The sequence below is a fragment of the Nocardia rhizosphaerae genome (genome assembly GCF_042650365.1).
GTDB lineage: Bacteria > Actinomycetota > Actinomycetes > Mycobacteriales > Mycobacteriaceae > Nocardia > Nocardia rhizosphaerae.
This window is the reverse complement of record NZ_JBHSBA010000003.1, coordinates 141,165-156,511: the sequence shown is the minus strand read 5'-3', so window position 1 is coordinate 156,511 and position 15,347 is coordinate 141,165. Positions and strand designations below refer to the sequence as shown.

At 68.6% G+C, this 15,347-nt stretch carries 13 protein-coding genes; 6 read left to right on the top strand and 7 right to left on the bottom strand.

Annotated features, from left to right (window positions below; genetic code table 11):
- The first annotated feature begins 83 nt into the window (after positions 1-83).
- A complete protein-coding gene (locus ACFOW8_RS02260) occupies positions 84-1,916 on the top strand; it encodes a phosphoenolpyruvate carboxykinase (GTP) (RefSeq protein ID WP_378544651.1) in 1,833 nt (610 codons plus the stop codon).
- A gap of 51 nt (positions 1,917-1,967) precedes the next feature.
- Here ACFOW8_RS02260 and ACFOW8_RS02255 read toward each other — a convergent pair whose 3' ends face one another.
- Complete coding sequence (locus ACFOW8_RS02255) at positions 1,968-2,711, bottom strand: HD domain-containing protein (RefSeq protein ID WP_378544648.1); 744 nt, start codon at positions 2,709-2,711, stop codon at positions 1,968-1,970.
- Positions 2,712-3,141: 430 nt separating this feature from the next.
- Between ACFOW8_RS02255 and ACFOW8_RS02250 the strand changes: the two genes are divergently transcribed.
- Positions 3,142-3,321, top strand: a complete 180-nt coding sequence (locus ACFOW8_RS02250; RefSeq protein ID WP_378544645.1) for a hypothetical protein — start codon at positions 3,142-3,144, stop codon at positions 3,319-3,321.
- Between the two features lie 70 nt (positions 3,322-3,391).
- Here the strand turns inward: ACFOW8_RS02250 and ACFOW8_RS02245 are convergent, their stop codons facing one another.
- Positions 3,392-4,840: an aldehyde dehydrogenase gene (locus ACFOW8_RS02245; RefSeq protein WP_378544642.1), complete on the bottom strand. Its 1,449-nt coding sequence runs from the start codon at positions 4,838-4,840 to the stop codon at positions 3,392-3,394.
- A gap of 212 nt (positions 4,841-5,052) precedes the next feature.
- On the opposite strand from ACFOW8_RS02245, the gene ACFOW8_RS02240 reads away from it, so the two are divergent.
- Positions 5,053-5,349, top strand: coding sequence for a hypothetical protein (locus ACFOW8_RS02240; RefSeq protein ID WP_378544639.1), 297 nt, complete (start codon positions 5,053-5,055; stop codon positions 5,347-5,349).
- A gap of 1 nt (position 5,350) precedes the next feature.
- Here the strand turns inward: ACFOW8_RS02240 and ACFOW8_RS02235 are convergent, their stop codons facing one another.
- Entirely contained in the window at positions 5,351-6,151 is an 801-nt protein-coding gene (locus tag ACFOW8_RS02235) for a class I SAM-dependent methyltransferase (protein ID WP_378544636.1), read from the bottom strand.
- 99 nt (positions 6,152-6,250) lie between these two features.
- Between ACFOW8_RS02235 and ACFOW8_RS02230 the strand changes: the two genes are divergently transcribed.
- On the top strand, positions 6,251-7,432 hold the full coding sequence (locus tag ACFOW8_RS02230; RefSeq protein ID WP_378548389.1) for a glycosyltransferase family 4 protein: 1,182 nt from the start codon (positions 6,251-6,253) through the stop codon (positions 7,430-7,432).
- Here ACFOW8_RS02230 and ACFOW8_RS02225 read toward each other — a convergent pair.
- Positions 7,422-8,303 carry a hypothetical protein gene (locus ACFOW8_RS02225; protein WP_378544634.1) on the bottom strand — a complete coding sequence of 294 codons (882 nt, stop codon included), beginning with the start codon at positions 8,301-8,303 and terminating at the stop codon, positions 7,422-7,424. The two genes, ACFOW8_RS02230 and ACFOW8_RS02225, sit on opposite strands and share 11 nt — an antisense overlap.
- Before the next feature lie 35 nt (positions 8,304-8,338).
- Positions 8,339-10,573, bottom strand: coding sequence for a hypothetical protein (locus tag ACFOW8_RS02220; protein WP_378548386.1), 2,235 nt, complete (start codon positions 10,571-10,573; stop codon positions 8,339-8,341).
- A 119-nt stretch (positions 10,574-10,692) separates the two neighbouring features.
- Here ACFOW8_RS02220 and ACFOW8_RS02215 point away from each other — a divergent pair, with 119 nt between their 5' ends.
- Positions 10,693-12,117 (top strand): polysaccharide biosynthesis protein, encoded by a 1,425-nt coding sequence (locus ACFOW8_RS02215; protein ID WP_378544632.1) that lies wholly within the window; start codon positions 10,693-10,695, stop codon positions 12,115-12,117.
- Positions 12,118-12,129: 12 nt separating this feature from the next.
- Here the strand turns inward: ACFOW8_RS02215 and ACFOW8_RS02210 are convergent, their stop codons facing one another.
- Both ACFOW8_RS02210 and ACFOW8_RS02205 read right to left on the bottom strand, forming a co-directional pair.
- Complete coding sequence (locus ACFOW8_RS02210; RefSeq protein ID WP_378544630.1) at positions 12,130-12,711, bottom strand: TetR/AcrR family transcriptional regulator; 582 nt, start codon at positions 12,709-12,711, stop codon at positions 12,130-12,132.
- Between the two features lie 107 nt (positions 12,712-12,818).
- Positions 12,819-14,015: a DUF3068 domain-containing protein gene (locus ACFOW8_RS02205; protein ID WP_378544628.1), complete on the bottom strand. Its 1,197-nt coding sequence runs from the start codon at positions 14,013-14,015 to the stop codon at positions 12,819-12,821.
- 147 nt (positions 14,016-14,162) lie between these two features.
- Between ACFOW8_RS02205 and ACFOW8_RS02200 the strand changes: the two genes are divergently transcribed.
- Positions 14,163-15,329 (top strand): acyltransferase family protein, encoded by a 1,167-nt coding sequence (locus ACFOW8_RS02200; protein WP_378544626.1) that lies wholly within the window; start codon positions 14,163-14,165, stop codon positions 15,327-15,329.
- Positions 15,330-15,347 lie beyond the last annotated feature (18 nt).

Here is a 15,347-nt window from a genome sequence, read left to right as displayed (position 1 = left end):
GGTTGGTTCGCTGCGGACGCCTTCCCGCCCGGTGGCGATCGATGGACTCGCATCGAAGAACCGCCCATCTCAGGAGAGTTTTCATGACCTCAGCGACCATTCCTGGTCTTCGTGGATCCGACGGCACCGCGCCGACCGAGCACAGTGAACTGCTCGCCTGGGTACAGGAAGTCGCAGAGCTCACCCAGCCGGACCGCGTCGTGTGGGCCGACGGCTCCGATGCGGAATGGGATCGCCTGACCACCCAGCTGGTCGAGGCGGGCACCTTCAAGAAGCTCGACGAGAAGAAGAAGCCGAACTCGTTCCTGGCGCTGTCGGACCCCTCCGATGTCGCCCGCGTCGAGTCGCGCACCTACATCTGCTCCAAGACCGCGGCCGAGGCCGGTCCGACCAACAACTGGGTCGACCCCACCGAGATGCGCGCCACCATGACCGAGCTGTACCGCGGCTCGATGAAGGGCCGCACCATGTACGTGGTGCCGTTCTGCATGGGCCCGCTCGGTGCCGACGACCCGAAGCTGGGCGTGGAGATCACCGATTCCGAGTACGTGGTGGTCTCGATGCGCGTGATGACCCGCATGGGCCAGGCCGCCCTGGACAAGCTGGGCACCGACAAGCCGTTCGTGAAGGCGCTGCACTCGGTCGGCGCCCCGCTGGCCGATGGCGAGGCCGATGTGCCGTGGCCGTGCAACGACACCAAGTACATCACCCACTTCCCGGAGGACCGCGAGATCTGGTCCTACGGCTCGGGCTACGGCGGCAACGCGCTGCTCGGCAAGAAGTGCTACTCGCTGCGGATCGCCTCGGCGATGGCACACGACGAGGGCTGGCTGGCCGAGCACATGCTGATCCTCAAGCTGATCTCGCCGGAGAACAAGAACTACTACGTCGCCGCCGCGTTCCCGAGCGCCTGCGGTAAGACCAACCTCGCGATGATCCAGCCGACGATTCCCGGCTGGCGGGCCGAGACCCTCGGTGACGACATCGCCTGGATGCGATTCGGCAAGGACGGCCGACTGTACGCGGTGAACCCGGAGTTCGGCTTCTTCGGCGTCGCGCCGGGCACCAACCGCAGCTCCAACCCCAACGCGATGGCCACCATCGAGGCGGGCAACACCGTCTACACCAACGTCGCCCAGACCGACGACAACGATGTGTGGTGGGAGGGCCTGGAAGGCTCGCACGAGCATCTGATCGACTGGAAGGGCAACGACTGGTTCGAGCGCGAGACCGAGACCCTGGCCGCGCACCCGAACTCGCGCTACTGCACCCCGATGTCGCAGTGCCCGATCCTGGCCCCCGAGTGGGACGACCCGCAGGGTGTGCCGATCTCGGCGATCCTGTTCGGCGGCCGCCGCAAGACCACCGTGCCGCTGGTCACCGAGTCCTTCGGCTGGGAGCACGGCGTGTTCATGGGTGCCACCATGGGCTCGGAGCAGACCGCCGCCGCCGAGGGCAAGGTCGGCACCGTCCGCCGCGACCCGATGGCCATGCTGCCGTTCCTCGGCTACCACGTGGGCGACTACCTCGACCACTGGATCAACCTCGGCAAGAACGCCGACGCGAACAAGCTGCCGAAGATCTTCTACGTCAACTGGTTCCGTCGCGGCGAGGACGGTCGCTTCCTGTGGCCCGGCTTCGGCGAGAACTCCCGCGTGCTCGAGTGGATCGTCGGCCGCATCGAGGGTCGTTCCGGTGCCGCCGCCACCGCGGTCGGCAATGTCCCCTCGGCCGCCGACCTCGACCTGGAAGGCCTCGACGTGGTCGTGGCCGATGTCGACGAGGCGCTCGCGGTGAACGTCGATGAATGGCGCAACGAGATCCCCTCGATCGAGGAGTGGTTCGAGTTCGTCGGCGACAAGCTGCCCTCCGGCGTGCGCGACGAGTTCGAGGCGCTCAAGGAGCGCCTGGGCTGATTCGTTGGTGAACCGCCCGTACCGGATCGATCCGGTACGGGCGGTTTTCGTCTATTCGGCGAACGGCGCGAGCTTGATCAGCTGCAGGAAGCCGGTGCCGTTGAGCCAGTGGATACGGCCGTGCGGGACCGCGGCGGCCTCGCCGGTGAAGCAGGCGACGAGGTGGCGCTTGAAATCGTGCCGTGGGTACCGGGTGATCAGGTCGTCGACCCAGTCCGTGGCCAGTTCGTCGAGGCGGCGGCCGAGCACATCCACCGAGGCGCCCGCGGAGACGAAACCGCCTGGGTCACCAAGGTTTTCCGCCGCGTCGGGGTTGAGGTGTGTCGCGATCGCCGCCCCGATCGCTTCCGCGCGACCGGCTTGCGCGCCGTGGCGCACGGCGAATTCCCGCGCTGTTTCGCCACTGACCACCGCGAAACAGCGGCCCGGTGTCGGTGTTTCGAGTTCCAGGTCGTGCAACAAGCTTGCGACGTAAGCGATTTCGTCGTCGTAGTCGACGCCGTCGAGTTCGGTCAGTGTGCGGGCGAAAAAATAGGTGCGATAGGAATGCGCGAGCATCGCATCCGAAAGGGATTCGCGCGCTTCGATTTCCGCGGCTCTGGCGAGTGCGGTGTCGGGCAGGCGGATGCCGTCGAGATCGAGTCGCCCCGATCCGCGGCGGCCCATCGCCAGCCGGATCCGGCCGGGCACCATGCGGGGGACGGTGCGTAACAGGCCGACGGTGAGAGCACGGCGCTGGGCGGCGGTCAGGTTGCCGCCGGAGCGGGTGGCCCATTCCCAGTCGAGAGTTGGCATCGTCGAGGTCCTTCGCGCGCTGCGATCCTCGGCGGATCGAGTGGTCAGCGTCGCTGTCAGTCTAGCCTCGGACATCGGCTGACGGGTGGTCGCCGTGGACCGGCTCCGCGCGGGTACCGCGGCGTTGTCGGCGAATCGTGCTCATCCTGCAGTGAGCCTGCGCTACAGCGTATTTCCGGGGCGTCCGATGCTGTGAGGCGCACCAAGCGAACTCCAGGTTTCCTCGTGAGCTGCATCGCGGATGATTTCCCCGGCTTGATTCTGGGTACATTTCTCGATGTCAGAGAGTCGCTGGCCGGGAGGGCGGGTCGTCACCTATATTTCTGATCGGGCTCCGCCGCACGTCGCACCATCCGAGCTAACTCCCCCTTCGAGACTCCAGCCGCAGCCGCGGTCGGCGATGAGATCGACGCTGAGAGGTGGTTGACGCATGACCGATCTGGTGACCGGATACGAAGCCGACATCCACTCGAGCACGCCCCTGCAGCGGGTGGCAGGCCGCCTGCAACGCGCACTGCCGCCGGGATGGCGAGTCGACGTGGTCGACCTGCCACCCCGGGGCCAGGTGTCAGGGCAGCCGGTGCTGCGGGTGCAGATGCCGGAGAACTGAGCAGTGCCCGATCCGCGTGCTCGGGCGCCCTACGTGGTTACGAAGGCTGCCGCCTCCTGGCGCTGACCGATCACGCGGGCGTCCAGCCCATCGGCATCAGCACGGATTTCTGCTCGCAGAACGCGTCGAGCCCCTCCGGGCCGTTCTCGCGGCCGATGCCCGAGTTCTTGTACCCGCCGAACGGCGCGGTGGGGTCGAAGGCGTACCAGTTGATCGCGTAGGTGCCGGTGCGCACCTTCGCCGCCACCTCGACACCGTGCTCGATATCGGTGGTCCACACCGAACCGGCGAGGCCGTAGTCGGAATCGTTGGCGATGGCGATGGCCTCGTCCTCGGTGTCGTAGGGGATCACCGAGAGCACGGGGCCGAAGATCTCTTCCTGCGCGATGGTGCTCGAGTTGTCCACATCGGCGAAGATCGTCGGCTCCACGAACCAGCCGCGCTCCACGCCCGCGGGCCTGCCGCCGCCGAGCACGAGCCGCGCGCCATCCTGTTTGCCCTTGGCGATGTAGCTCTCCACCCGGTCGCGCTGCTTCGCACTGATCAGCGGGCCGAGCTGGGTGGCCGGATCGGTCGGGTCGCCGGTCTGCATGGTCCGCACGTGCGCGACCAGCGCGTCGACGATCTCGTCGTAGCGGCTGCGCGGCGCGAGGATGCGGGTCTGCGCGACACAGCCCTGTCCGCTGTTCATCAGGCCGGAGAACGCGAGGACGGGGATGCAGGCGGCGAGGTCGACATCGGGCAGCACGATGGCGGCCGACTTGCCGCCGAGCTCCAGCGAGACCGTCTTGAGCTGCTCGCCCGCGATCGCGGCCAGCTTGCGGCCGACGGCGGTGCTTCCGGTGAAGGTCACCTTGTCGACGCCGGGGTGACCGGCGAGGTACTCGCTCTCCGCCGCGTCGGCGGGCAGCACGGACAGCACGCCGTCGGGCAGGCCGGCCTCGGTGAAGATGTCGGCGAGCAGGTTGGCGGTGAGAGGCGTCAAGGGCGACGGCTTGAGCACGACGGTGCAGCCGGCGAGCAGCGCGGGTCCGAGCTTGTTGGCGGCCAGGAACATCGGTACGTTCCACGCGGTGATCGCGGCGACGACGCCGCGCGGTTCCCGTGACACACGGGTGGTTCCGAACTGACCGACGCGAGTATCGTTCCACTGGAACGTCTCAGCCAAGGCTGCCCATGCATCGAGCGCGGCGACGGCCGGAATCTGGTTGAGTGTCAAGGCGGCTAACGAAGGTGCGCCCATCTCCGCGGTGAGCGCGGCGAGCAACTCGGGTGAGCGCTGTTCGATGAGCCGGGCGGCCTTGCTGAGCACCTCGGCTCGTTCCAGTGGGCTCGTCGATGGCCACGGCCCGCTGTCGAACGCGGTGCGGGCGGCGGCGACCGCGGCGTCGACATCGGCCTTGGTTACCGCTGGCACGCTGCCGACGGTCTCCTCGGTCGCGGGCGAGACCACGGAGATGCGGTCACTACCGGCAGGGGTGGTCCACTTCCCGCCGATGAACAGACTGTCGTAGTGCATGAGAACACGTTACAGTTTTGCGGCCCGATTGTCTGCAACATGTTCTACTTTCCCTGCTCGTGGACACTGTGAACAGGTCGAATTCCAACCCGTCGGTTCGCTTTACGGGTAAACGCACTATTGCGTTCTTTTGATTGAAAGAGGATGCTTTAGCTACTGATCAGCTCGCTCGATTCATCCGACCTTCGTAAGGGAATTGGGGAGACCGACTCATGGCTGTGCAAGTGATCGGCCGATCGTTGATGACCAGCGACCAGACCGACCATCAAGCGAAGAGTGTGGGCAGTGGGGGATGGGTTGTGTCATTCCTGCCGGGGCGCACGCTGACGATCGAGCAGGCAACTGCCGCCATCCAGGCCGCTGAGGCGGTCGCGATGGTCGGAGCGTTAGCCGATCAGGTCGGGTTGACAACGCTGGAGACCGTGGGCCTCGCGATCCAGGAATCGCCGTGGGCGAGCGCGCTCGCCGAGCCGGTTCGCCGGTCGCGCCGACTGAGCTGGATGGCCTGAGTCAGCGCTTGGTCGCGACGACAACCAGATTGCTGACCAGTAGCTCGCGTACCACCGGAATCCTGACCAGCCACCACGCCCAGCGCGGGTGGTAGCGGGGAAAGATCGTCCGTACGTCCGCGGAGGTCGTCGCTGCCCAGCGCAGTCCGTCGGCAGCGGTGACGGCGAACAGTGATCTGCCGAACCGGTTCTTCGGTTCACGTCCGTGCTTGCGGAAGTACCGCCTGGCGGCGTACTCGCCGCCGAGGTAGTGCCACAGGCCGGTCTCGTGTCCGCCGAAGGGGCCGTGCCACACGGTGTAGGAGTACACGATGAGGCCGCCGGGTTTGGTCACCCGCACCATCTCCTCGGCCATCACCCAAGGGTGCGGTACGTGCTCGGCCACATTGGAGGAGAAGCAGACGTCGAAGGCGTTGTCGCGGAACGGTAGTGCCATCCCGGAGCCGCGGACCGAGCCCGACACCCGCAGCCCCGCGGCATGCATCTCCGACGGGTCGGGTTCCACCGAGACGTAGCGCGCTCCTGCTTCGGCGAACTCGTCGGCGAAGTACCCCGGCCCGCCACCGACGTCGAGTACGAACGTGCCGGTGAGGTCGGTGCCGGCGATGTCGGCGTAGAAGTCGCCGATCAGATCGGCGCTGTCGGTGGCGATGCCGCCGTAGAACCTGGCCGGATCGGACTGCTCGAACCGGAAGCTGGTGAGCAGGCGCAATGAGCGGCGCAGCGTGGCGCGGCGCGCGAACCTGCTGCGGTCGCGACGCAGGACGGGCCGCTCGATGGTCGGCGGGGATGCGGTCGGCACGGCGAGGAGTTTATGGGCAGTGCGCTGTGTAGCGCAGACCACACCCGCTAGTGTGGTGGCGACCTTTGTCCTCGACCGATGCGATTGCGAGCCCAGACCGTGCGTGAAGTCCTCCTGTTGTGCTGGCGTGACACGGGGCACCCGCAGGGCGGCGGCAGCGAGCGCTATCTCGAGCAGGTCGGGGCCCAGTTGGCCGCGCGTGGCATCAAGGTCACGCTGCGGACGGCGGGCTATCCCGGCGCGCCGCGCCGGGAGCGGATCGACGGGATCGATATCAGCAGGGCGGGCGGCCGCTTCACGGTGTATCCCCGGGCACTGGCCGCCATCGTCGCGGGCAGGATGGGTTTCGGTCCGCTGCGCGGGCTGCGACCCGACGTAGTCATCGACACCCAGAACGGCATCCCCTTCTTCGCCGCGGCGACCGGAGTGCCGTCGGTGGTGCTGGTGCACCACGGGCACCGGGAGCAGTGGCCGGTCGCGGGCAAGCTGGTCGGGCGGATCGGCTGGTGGATCGAATCCAGGCTGTCGCCGCGGGTCCATCGCGACAATCAGTACCTCACGGTGTCGCTGCCGTCGGCCGAGGAACTGGCCCTGCTCGGGGTCGATCGGGAGCGCATCGCGGTGGTCCGCAATGGCGCCGAACCCGTCCCGGCCGGTGTCGTGCCCGGTGCCGAGGGCACCCGCGCCACCCATCCCCGACTCGCCGTGCTGTCCCGGCTTGTCCCGCACAAGCAGATCGAGGACGCGCTTGCCGCGGTCGCCGCGCTGCGCACCCGCTTTCCCGATATCCATCTCGACGTGATCGGCGACGGCTGGTGGGCGCCCAACCTGCGCGCGCACGCCGACGACCTCGGCATCACCGACGCGGTCACCTTCCACGGCCATGTCGAGGAACGCCGCAAGCACGAGATCCTGTCCGCCGCCTGGGTGCATGTGATGCCGTCGCGGAAGGAAGGGTGGGGTCTGGCCGTCATCGAGGCCGCCCAGCACGGCGTCCCGACCATCGGCTACCGCAGTTCCCGCGGCCTCACCGACTCCATCGTCGACGGTGTCACCGGCCTGCTCGTCGATGACGCAACCGCTCTCGCCGACGCCGCCGCCGAACTACTCGCCGACCCTGACACCCGCCTGGTCATGGGCGAGAAGGCCCGCGCGCGAGCGCACGAATTCTCCTGGGAACAAACCGGATCCGGTGTCTATGAAGTGCTCGCCGCCGCTGCTCACCGGCGATTCGTCGCCGGGCTCGTCGCGCCGATGCCGGGCAGCAGGCTCAATCGCTGAACATCTCGTCGATAGTGCGCACCGTGATCGACCGGTCCAGCCAATCGACCAGCTGCGCCTGATCATGGCATGAGCCGATCTTGGCTTCCGCCGCCGCGGTGACCGTCACGCCGCGCCGCCGGAGGATACGCAGAATGCTATCGGCCACACCTTGCTCACGGCCTTCTTCGCGCCCTTCCTCGCGGAGACGCTGAGATGTCTCCGAACGGAAGAACGACAGATCGATCGACATGAGATTCCTCCAAATCCTGGCGCCTCGGGTGCGTCCGAGGCCGAGCTCGACGAGTTCGGTATAGATCTGTGCCTCATCCCGGTCGCCCGCGACGTGCAATGCGGTGGACAGCGCCTTCAGTATGGCACCGATTCGGGGCTGGTTGGCATGTGTAATCGCAGACAGGGCGGCCAGTGGGAGGTCGGCGAGCGCTTTCGCCGGATCGGTCACAGCGGGGACGTTATGTGGTCCGAGTACCAGCGGATACAGCACAGTGCACGGCCATGCTTCGTGGCCGAGTGCGAACGGACCCTGTGCCCATCGGGCAGTTGCCCAGTTACGGCACACGACAACGAGCACCACCGGAATGCCGTACTTGGCCTGCAGGAATGCCAGGTAATACGCCCATGCTGCGGGGCGCGTCGGTTCCTTCTTGCGCTGTGACTCGACGATCAGCAGAAACTGGGATTCGGCCGTGGTGATCCGCAAGACCGTGTCGGCGCGGCGCTCGATCGGTTCTATCTCGGTCAGGTCGACCGAGAGGTGTTCCACTTCCTGTGGGTCGGCGAATGGTAGTCCGAGTGCATGGAAGATGCGGGCGAAGGTGGCTGGGTTGTGCCGGAAGATCCGGTGCATCGCCTCGTGCTCTGAGCTGACCATAGCGAACGAGTATGGTTGCTAATGGCTATTCTGTTTCATTTGCTCGGTGTGTCTTGTAACTCGCCGATGACACACCGGGAGACGCGCCTGGAGTAGGGGCTCAGGAGGGTGGCGGCGATGAGGCTGCCGAGGAGTAGGGCGGCCCAGAGGGTGTGGGCGGCGGTGGAGAGACGGCGTTGGGTGGGTGTGGCGGTGTCCGTGCTAGTCGGAGACGCTATCCGGTAGAGGGCGAGGTGTTGGTCTTCGTAGACCAGTTCGGTTGCGGCGAGTGTTCTCTCGGAGTCGCCGTGAGGGCCGGGGGTGGTGCGTTCGAGGAGGATCCAGCCGACGCCGAGGTCTGCGATGGCCGTGGGGTCGGCCCCGCGGAGCAGGGCTTCCTCGATGGTGCGGGCGCGGTTGCCCTCGCCGGTGACGGCGTGGCCGCGTACGAGGAGTTCGCCGGTCTGCAGGACGTCGTTGGGGAGGATGCGTGGGGCCGGATCGAGAACGGGAGCTGTTCCGCTGTAGGGGAATACGCGGAACATGCCGGTGGGGAGCACGGCGACATCGCCAGGTCCGTCGATTCGCGCGGCCACCTGCCCCCACCCGGCCGGGTAATGCACCGCCCGCATCTGCCCGCCGACACCCCAGGCCAGATCGGCCAGCGGAAGTACCAGTAGTGCGATGAGAAGTGCTGCCGCTACCGAAACTCCGGTCGCGCGGCGGTCGGCGTCGCTGGTCATGTCCATCGGCTGACCGGCTTCGACCTCGCGATCCGATGCGGGGACGAACGGGTCTGCCGTCGCAGCATGCCGGGCGCGCGAGTCGGGGCCGTGGTCGTCGGTCGGGGACGAAGTCGCGGGTGGCGACCAGGCGCGGTCGTCACCCGCGACGCGGCCGCCGGAACCGGTACGTTCGCGGCGAAGCCGTCCGGTCACGGCGAGGCAGGCGGCACCGGCGCACAGCGCGTAGGCGGGCAAGGCGAGGGCCACGTACTTCTGGGTGTCGCGGAGCAGTCCGGCTCCGGGAACGTGCACCACCAGCCATTCGCCGACCGCGATCCCGGCGCCGGTCGCGCCGAGCGCGGGCAGCACGACGGCAACGCAGGCGATCACCAGCAGCGTCCGCCCGTCGCGCCCGCTCGCCCACACCGTCCGCGCCCCGAGCGCCACGATCACGAGCAGCAGCAGGGTGCCGAGGAAGGCGAGGGGCGTGGTCCGGCTTGCGGGAACGGCCTCGCTGTTCCAGATCCCGCCTAGTCCGGCCAGGCTGCCCAGCGTGCCGAGCCACGGTTCGGCACGCGCCGCGAACGCGGTGACCCCGGCCGGGTCCGACGGTTCGGCGCCGGAGCCGAGCGCCGTCGCGGTCAACCAGGGCGCGCAGGTGGCGAACCACAGCAGCAGCGCGGCCGGGAACCTGCGCCATCCGACCAGCGCGAGCCCGATGACGGCGGCCAGTAGCGATCCGGTCGGTGTGAGTCCGGCAGCGGCGAAGCTCGCGACAAGCGCCGCCCATGCGCCGACCGTGCCACGGCGCGACGGCCCATCGATGCGCGTCGATGTGCCGTCCTGTGGTGGCACCGTGGTCGTCGCTGGTGCGGATGCGCCGGTGCCGTGTCTCGGTGGCGCCGAGTCTGCGAGTGGGCGCGCGCTCGCCGCGCCACGTGACGCTGCGCGCTGACCGGTCTCCTTCGACTGGGACGGCCTCGTCGGGGGGATCGCAGGGACGGTCGGATCGGTTGCGGCCGATGCCGAGTCGCGGATGTCGTCGTCCGCCACGGTGGCGTGCGCGGAATCGACTCGAGTGGTGGGTTCGCGGTGCCGGAATGCCGGTGGCCGCCGCCGCAGGCGTGCCGCTGCCACCGCCGTCCACGGCAGCGCGGCATACCCGGCGAGCAGACTCCAGTGCCCCTGCAGCAGTCGTTCGGCGACGAAGGGATTCCACAGCGCGATGGTCGCGGCGACGAGTTGGGCGGCGGCCGGCGCGTGGAGGACATCCCGGACGAGGACAGCGGCGCCGTAGCCCGCCGCCCACAGCGCGACTAGCAGGATCGTCTTCACCAGCAGGCCGCCGTCGACGAAGGGGGAGAGCACGGCCAGCATCGCGTCCTGGGGCACAGCGCGCGGTGCGGCGGCGCCGAGGCCGAGGGCGGAATCGGTGAGATAGGACCGTGGCGTGCTGACGGCATCGCGGAGCAGCAGGTAGCCGGACCCGGCCAGGGGGCCGACGATGATCAGCGCGAGTACCGCGCAGTATCCCGCCACCCAGGCTCGCGCCCGCCCGATTCCCATCACGCCACTGCACCTTACGTGCCGGGTCCGTGGTCCCGCGTGCGGCAAGGTGAGTCCGCTCGGACTCACATTTTCGGGGTTGTGCTGAAGCCCGCGGTGGCGAGGTGCGACGATGAGGCGTGTCCTCGGTCCGTCGCCCCCCCGTCATCGCCGACCTGACCTGGGTGACGGCAGGCGCGATGACCGCCAACGTCGCCGGGTACCTGCTGCAACTGCTGGCCAGTCGCTGGCTCGGTGTCGCGGGTTTCAGCGAGTTCGCGAGCCTGCTCGCGGTGCAGCTGCTGTGCGCCGTGCCCGCGCTGGCCATGCAGAACGTGGTGGCGCGCGAGGTGGTGCGTGGCGCGGAGATCGGGGCGGTCCGCGGCATGCAGTGGCGGTGTGCGGCGCTGGTCGCCGCCGTCGCCGTGGTGCTGGTGCCGGTGGTCGCCGCGGTGCTGCATGTGGGTGTGTGGGCGGCGGCCGCGGCGCTCGGCGCGGCACCCGCGCTGGTGATCCTGTCGGGTGAGCAGGGAATTCTGCAGGGCAGCAACCACTTCCGCGCGCTGGCCGCTGTCCTCGGGCTGGCGGGCACGGCGCGGGTCGCGCCCGCGCTGATCGCGCTGGCACTGGGCGGGGGCGCCACCGGGGCGCTGTTCGCCGCGGCGGCGGGCATCATCTGCGCGGCGATCATCGCGGGCCGGATCGCCAGGTCGGCGCTGGGTAGCGTGGCAAGCGGCGGCGGGACTGTGCCCGGGAGCGACACGTCTTCGATATCCGGCTCGGTAGCGGACCCGCGCCAGCGGATGGGGGAGCACACAGCGGATTCGATGCGGGGGTCGACGGCCGGACCCTCCGACGTCACGGCTGTGCCCTCCGACGTCGCGGCTGTGCCTGACCGCCGGGCACGGTGGCGGCCGTTCCGGTCGGTGGTCGCCGGCCGAGCGCGTGCCGGCCGATCCGCGATCGGTGTCCTTCCGGTGCTGCGCGCGGTCCAGGTCCAAGCGGCGCTCATGGCGCTGTCCTCGGCGGATCTGATCGTCGTCCGGATCGTCCTCGACGACACCGCGGCCAGCCAGTATTCCCTCGGCACCGTGGCGACCAAGATCGCGTTCTGGCTGCCGCAGGCGGTCGGCGTCGTGCTGTATCCGCGGATGGCGCAGGTCGCGCAGTCGAGCAGGGCGATCAGGGACGCGCTCGCGGTGCTGTCGGTGCTCGGTGTCTTCGCGGTGCTCGGTGCCGCGGTCGCCGCCCCGCTCGCGCCGCTGTTCGCCGGTCAGGATTACGCGCCGATCCAGAACCTGCTGTGGGTGTTCGCGCTGCACGGTGCGATCCTCGCGGTGCTGCAGGGCGCGCTGCTGTCGGCGATCGCCGTCGAACGCACGGCGCTGGCCGCCGTCACCTGGATCGGTCTCGCGGTGGAGGTGATCTCGATGCTCACCCTCGCCGATTCGATAGGCACCCTGATCGCCACCGCGGTCTCGGTGGCCGCGGTGACCACCGTGCTCGTCGCGCTGGTGGTGCTGCGGACCGCCGCCCGCCCGGTGCCGAGTGCCGTGCTCCCGTAAATACCGGAGTACTCAGTCCAGTGCGGCCAGTGCGACGCGCGTCGCGTCCCGGAGGCGGGCCGCGGAATCGGGCGCGCGCTCCAGTACCCAGACCCCTTGCAGGAACACCAGCAGGAACCGTGCCATGGCGGACGGGTCGGCCGCAGGCCCGAGCTCGCCCTGCGCCTCGGCGCGGGTGAGCGCGGCGGCGAACGCGGTTTCGGTACGGGCCCAGCTGGATTCGACCAGCCGGGCGACATCGGCATCGCGGGCGGCCAGCTCGACCGCGGCCGTCGTGACCAGGCAGCCGAGGAACCGGTTCTCGGTGCAGGAATCCGTGACGAACTGCTCGATCAGCGCCTTGACCGCGGGCAGCGCCGGACCTGGTTGCGACAGTGCCCCGGTGATCCGCGCGTCGACAATCTCCAGATGCCGTCGCAGCGCCTGCGTGAACAGGTCGTGCTTGTTTCCGTAGGTCGCGTAGATGCAGGCTCTGGCGATGCCGAGATGCTCGATCAGATCGGCGATCGAGGTGGACTCGTACCCGCGCTGCCAGAACAGGTCGAGCGCGCGGTCGAGCACCACCTCGGGGTCGAATTCCTTGGTGCGCGGCACTTCTCGAGAGTATCAACCGCGATATCGGCCGAGCGTGGATGCTCTACCAGGCCTGAAACATCGAACGGCCCCGGTCGCATGACCGGGGCCGTTGGTGTCTCCTACGGTCAGGGACGTTTCTCGATGTCGATCTGCTCGGTCGGAGCGTCGTAGTCACCGCGGGTGAACTGGGTGGTCGGCGCGTCGTCGCCGCCCCAGCTCGACCCGGCATCGTTCGGGGCCGCCGCCGGAGCCGGGGTCGGACGGTTGCCGCGCGGGCCCGCATGCGCGGAGCTGCTCCCGCCGCGCAGGCCGAGGAACAGCCCGGCGATCAGCGCGAGCACACCGAGCACACCGAGCACGATCGGCACGATACGGCCGAACAGCGACAGCTTGTCGATGTTCTCCTTGGCCACTGCGAGCTGCGATTCGACGGTCTCCTCGTTGAACACGATGTGCGACTTGAGCGCGGTCACCTCCGGCTTGTCGGCCGCACGGGCGTAGAACAGGTGGATCGACTCACCGCCCTTGACCACGGTGCCCGTCTGCGGCTCGATCCACAGGTCACGCACATTGGTGTAGTACCTGGTCATGGTGACCGGTTCGTCGGCGGGCACGTCGGTGACGCCCCACTTGCCCGCGGGCAGGGTGAGCCGGTTGGTGGGCGACTGCACGACGTCCCAGGTGCTGGTGACCGGCACCGTCATCTGGAAGTGATAGACCTTGGTGCTGTTGATCTCGGTCTCTTCGATGAACTTGGCGTCGAACGCCTTGCGCACATTGATGTCGAAGTAGGGGTAGGTCTTCTTCTCGGTGCCGATCGGGAAGCGGTAGCCGAGGCCGGTGTGCTGCACCGGCTCCATCACGCTGCCGCCCTCCTGGTTCACCGTGACGGCGATCGACCCGTTCGGCTCGGTGTCCACCGGCATGCCGTCGACGCGGTCGATGGTGACCCGGTCGACATTGGCGGTGAGCAGCCCGGTGTCGCCCTGGACATCGGTGCGGCGCAGGGTCGAACCGGCCTGCACCGTCATCTGGTCGGCGTCGGAGGGCTCTTCGACGGTGAGGAAGCGCTGCGAGATCAGCGGCACGTCGGTGTTCACGACGGCGGGACCGTCACCGGTGGTGAGCGACTTGGAATCGAGCACGAGGCTGTCCTCGCCCGGCTGATTCTGCGCGATGGTGGTGATCTCGAGGTCGAGCGGAGTCTTGGCCACCTTGCTCACGGTGTAGGTGGGGATCATCAGCGCGGCGACGAGTAATGCCGCGCCCAGACCCACGAGCACGCAGGCAACCGTCCTTCTGGTACCGGCACTCAGTGCCATGCAAACTCTCCTCGTCGTTCGAACCCGGATCCTTGCGGTGGTCTGGTATTGCACCCTAGGCCCTCGTGAGACCCGACACTAACAGCCCGACCGCGCGTAGGGCCGTGCTGCGCCCCGGAAATCGCCGACAGGGCAAACTGGACCGTGATGACGACCGTGACCGCCCCCGTTTCGCCGCCGCGCGCCTTCATCCCGGCCCTGGAAGGCATGCGCGGGATGGCGGCACTCGGCGTCGTGGTCACCCATGTCGCGTTCCAGACCGGCACCGGTGACGTTCCGGTGCTCGGCCCGATCCTGGAACGCTTCGATATGGCCGTCGCCGTGTTCTTCGCGCTGTCGGGATTCCTGCTGTGGCGCCCGCACGCGGCGGCCGCGCGCGGGCTGGGTACCGCGCCGTCGGCCCGGCGCTACCTGCGGCACCGGCTGCTGCGGATCATGCCCGCGTACTGGGCGGTGGTGGTGTTCGTACTGGTGCTGCTGCCCGGCGCGGCGCAGACCGCGAACCTGCGGGTATGGGTGTCGAATCTGCTGTTGTTGCAGGTCTTCGTGCCGCTGACACTCACCGAGGGGCTCACCCAGATGTGGAGCCTGTCGGTGGAGATGGCCTTCTACCTGGTGTTGCCGCTGCTCGCGGTGACGGTGATGTGGTTGCGCGGTCCCCTGGCACGGTGGCGGGTACCCGCGCTCGGCGGGCTGATCGTGGTCAGCCTGACCTGGAATCTGTGGCCGGTGCCGACCCCGGACGCGATCCACTCCGACAACTGGCTACCCGGATATCTGCCGTGGTTCGCCGCGGGCATGGTGCTCGCCGAGCTGATCTATCAGGGCCGTGCCGGGATGTGGTGGGTCCGGCTGTGTTCCTCGCAGCCGCTGATGTGGGCGGTGGCCCTGCTGGCCTTCCTCGTCTCGGCGACCGAGTTCGGTGGGCCGGCCGGGCTGGAGCGTGCCGAGCCGTGGCAGTACGCGATGAAGATGCTGCTCGGCATGATCATGGGCTTCGGCCTGCTCGCCCCGCTGGTGCTGCGTCCAGCCGACGCCGCGCCACACCGCTGGCTGGAGTCGCCGACCGCCGCCACGCTCGGCCGCTGGTCCTACGGCATCTTCCTCTGGCATCTGGTGGTGCTCACCATGGTCTTCCCGGTGTTCAGCGTGCTCCCGTTCAGCGGCCGGTTCCTCTATGTCCTGGTACTGACCGTCGGCCTGACGATGCCGCTCGCGGCCGCGAGCTTCGCGCTGATCGAGGAACCAGCTCGCAAGCTGGCCCGGCGGTGGGACAAAGCCGCCGCCGAACGGGGGGTCGGCGCGGCTCGGTGATCCGCGCCGCGCTGCGCG

Bases quoted from the DNA above. Each gene is read 5' to 3' on its own strand.
- ACFOW8_RS02240 (WP_378544639.1), top strand. From the start codon at position 5,053: ATGGCTGTGCAAGTGATCGGCCGATCGTTGATGACCAGCGACCAGACC.
- ACFOW8_RS02220 (WP_378548386.1), bottom strand. From the start codon at position 10,573: ATGGGAATCGGGCGGGCGCGAGCCTGGGTGGCGGGATACTGCGCGGTA.
- ACFOW8_RS02245 (WP_378544642.1), bottom strand. From the start codon at position 4,840: ATGCACTACGACAGTCTGTTCATCGGCGGGAAGTGGACCACCCCTGCC.
- ACFOW8_RS02260 (WP_378544651.1), top strand. From the start codon at position 84: ATGACCTCAGCGACCATTCCTGGTCTTCGTGGATCCGACGGCACCGCG.
- ACFOW8_RS02250 (WP_378544645.1), top strand. From the start codon at position 3,142: ATGACCGATCTGGTGACCGGATACGAAGCCGACATCCACTCGAGCACG.
- ACFOW8_RS02225 (WP_378544634.1), bottom strand. From the start codon at position 8,303: ATGGTCAGCTCAGAGCACGAGGCGATGCACCGGATCTTCCGGCACAAC.
- ACFOW8_RS02205 (WP_378544628.1), bottom strand. From the start codon at position 14,015: ATGGCACTGAGTGCCGGTACCAGAAGGACGGTTGCCTGCGTGCTCGTG.
- ACFOW8_RS02255 (WP_378544648.1), bottom strand. From the start codon at position 2,711: ATGCCAACTCTCGACTGGGAATGGGCCACCCGCTCCGGCGGCAACCTG.
- ACFOW8_RS02200 (WP_378544626.1), top strand. From the start codon at position 14,163: ATGACGACCGTGACCGCCCCCGTTTCGCCGCCGCGCGCCTTCATCCCG.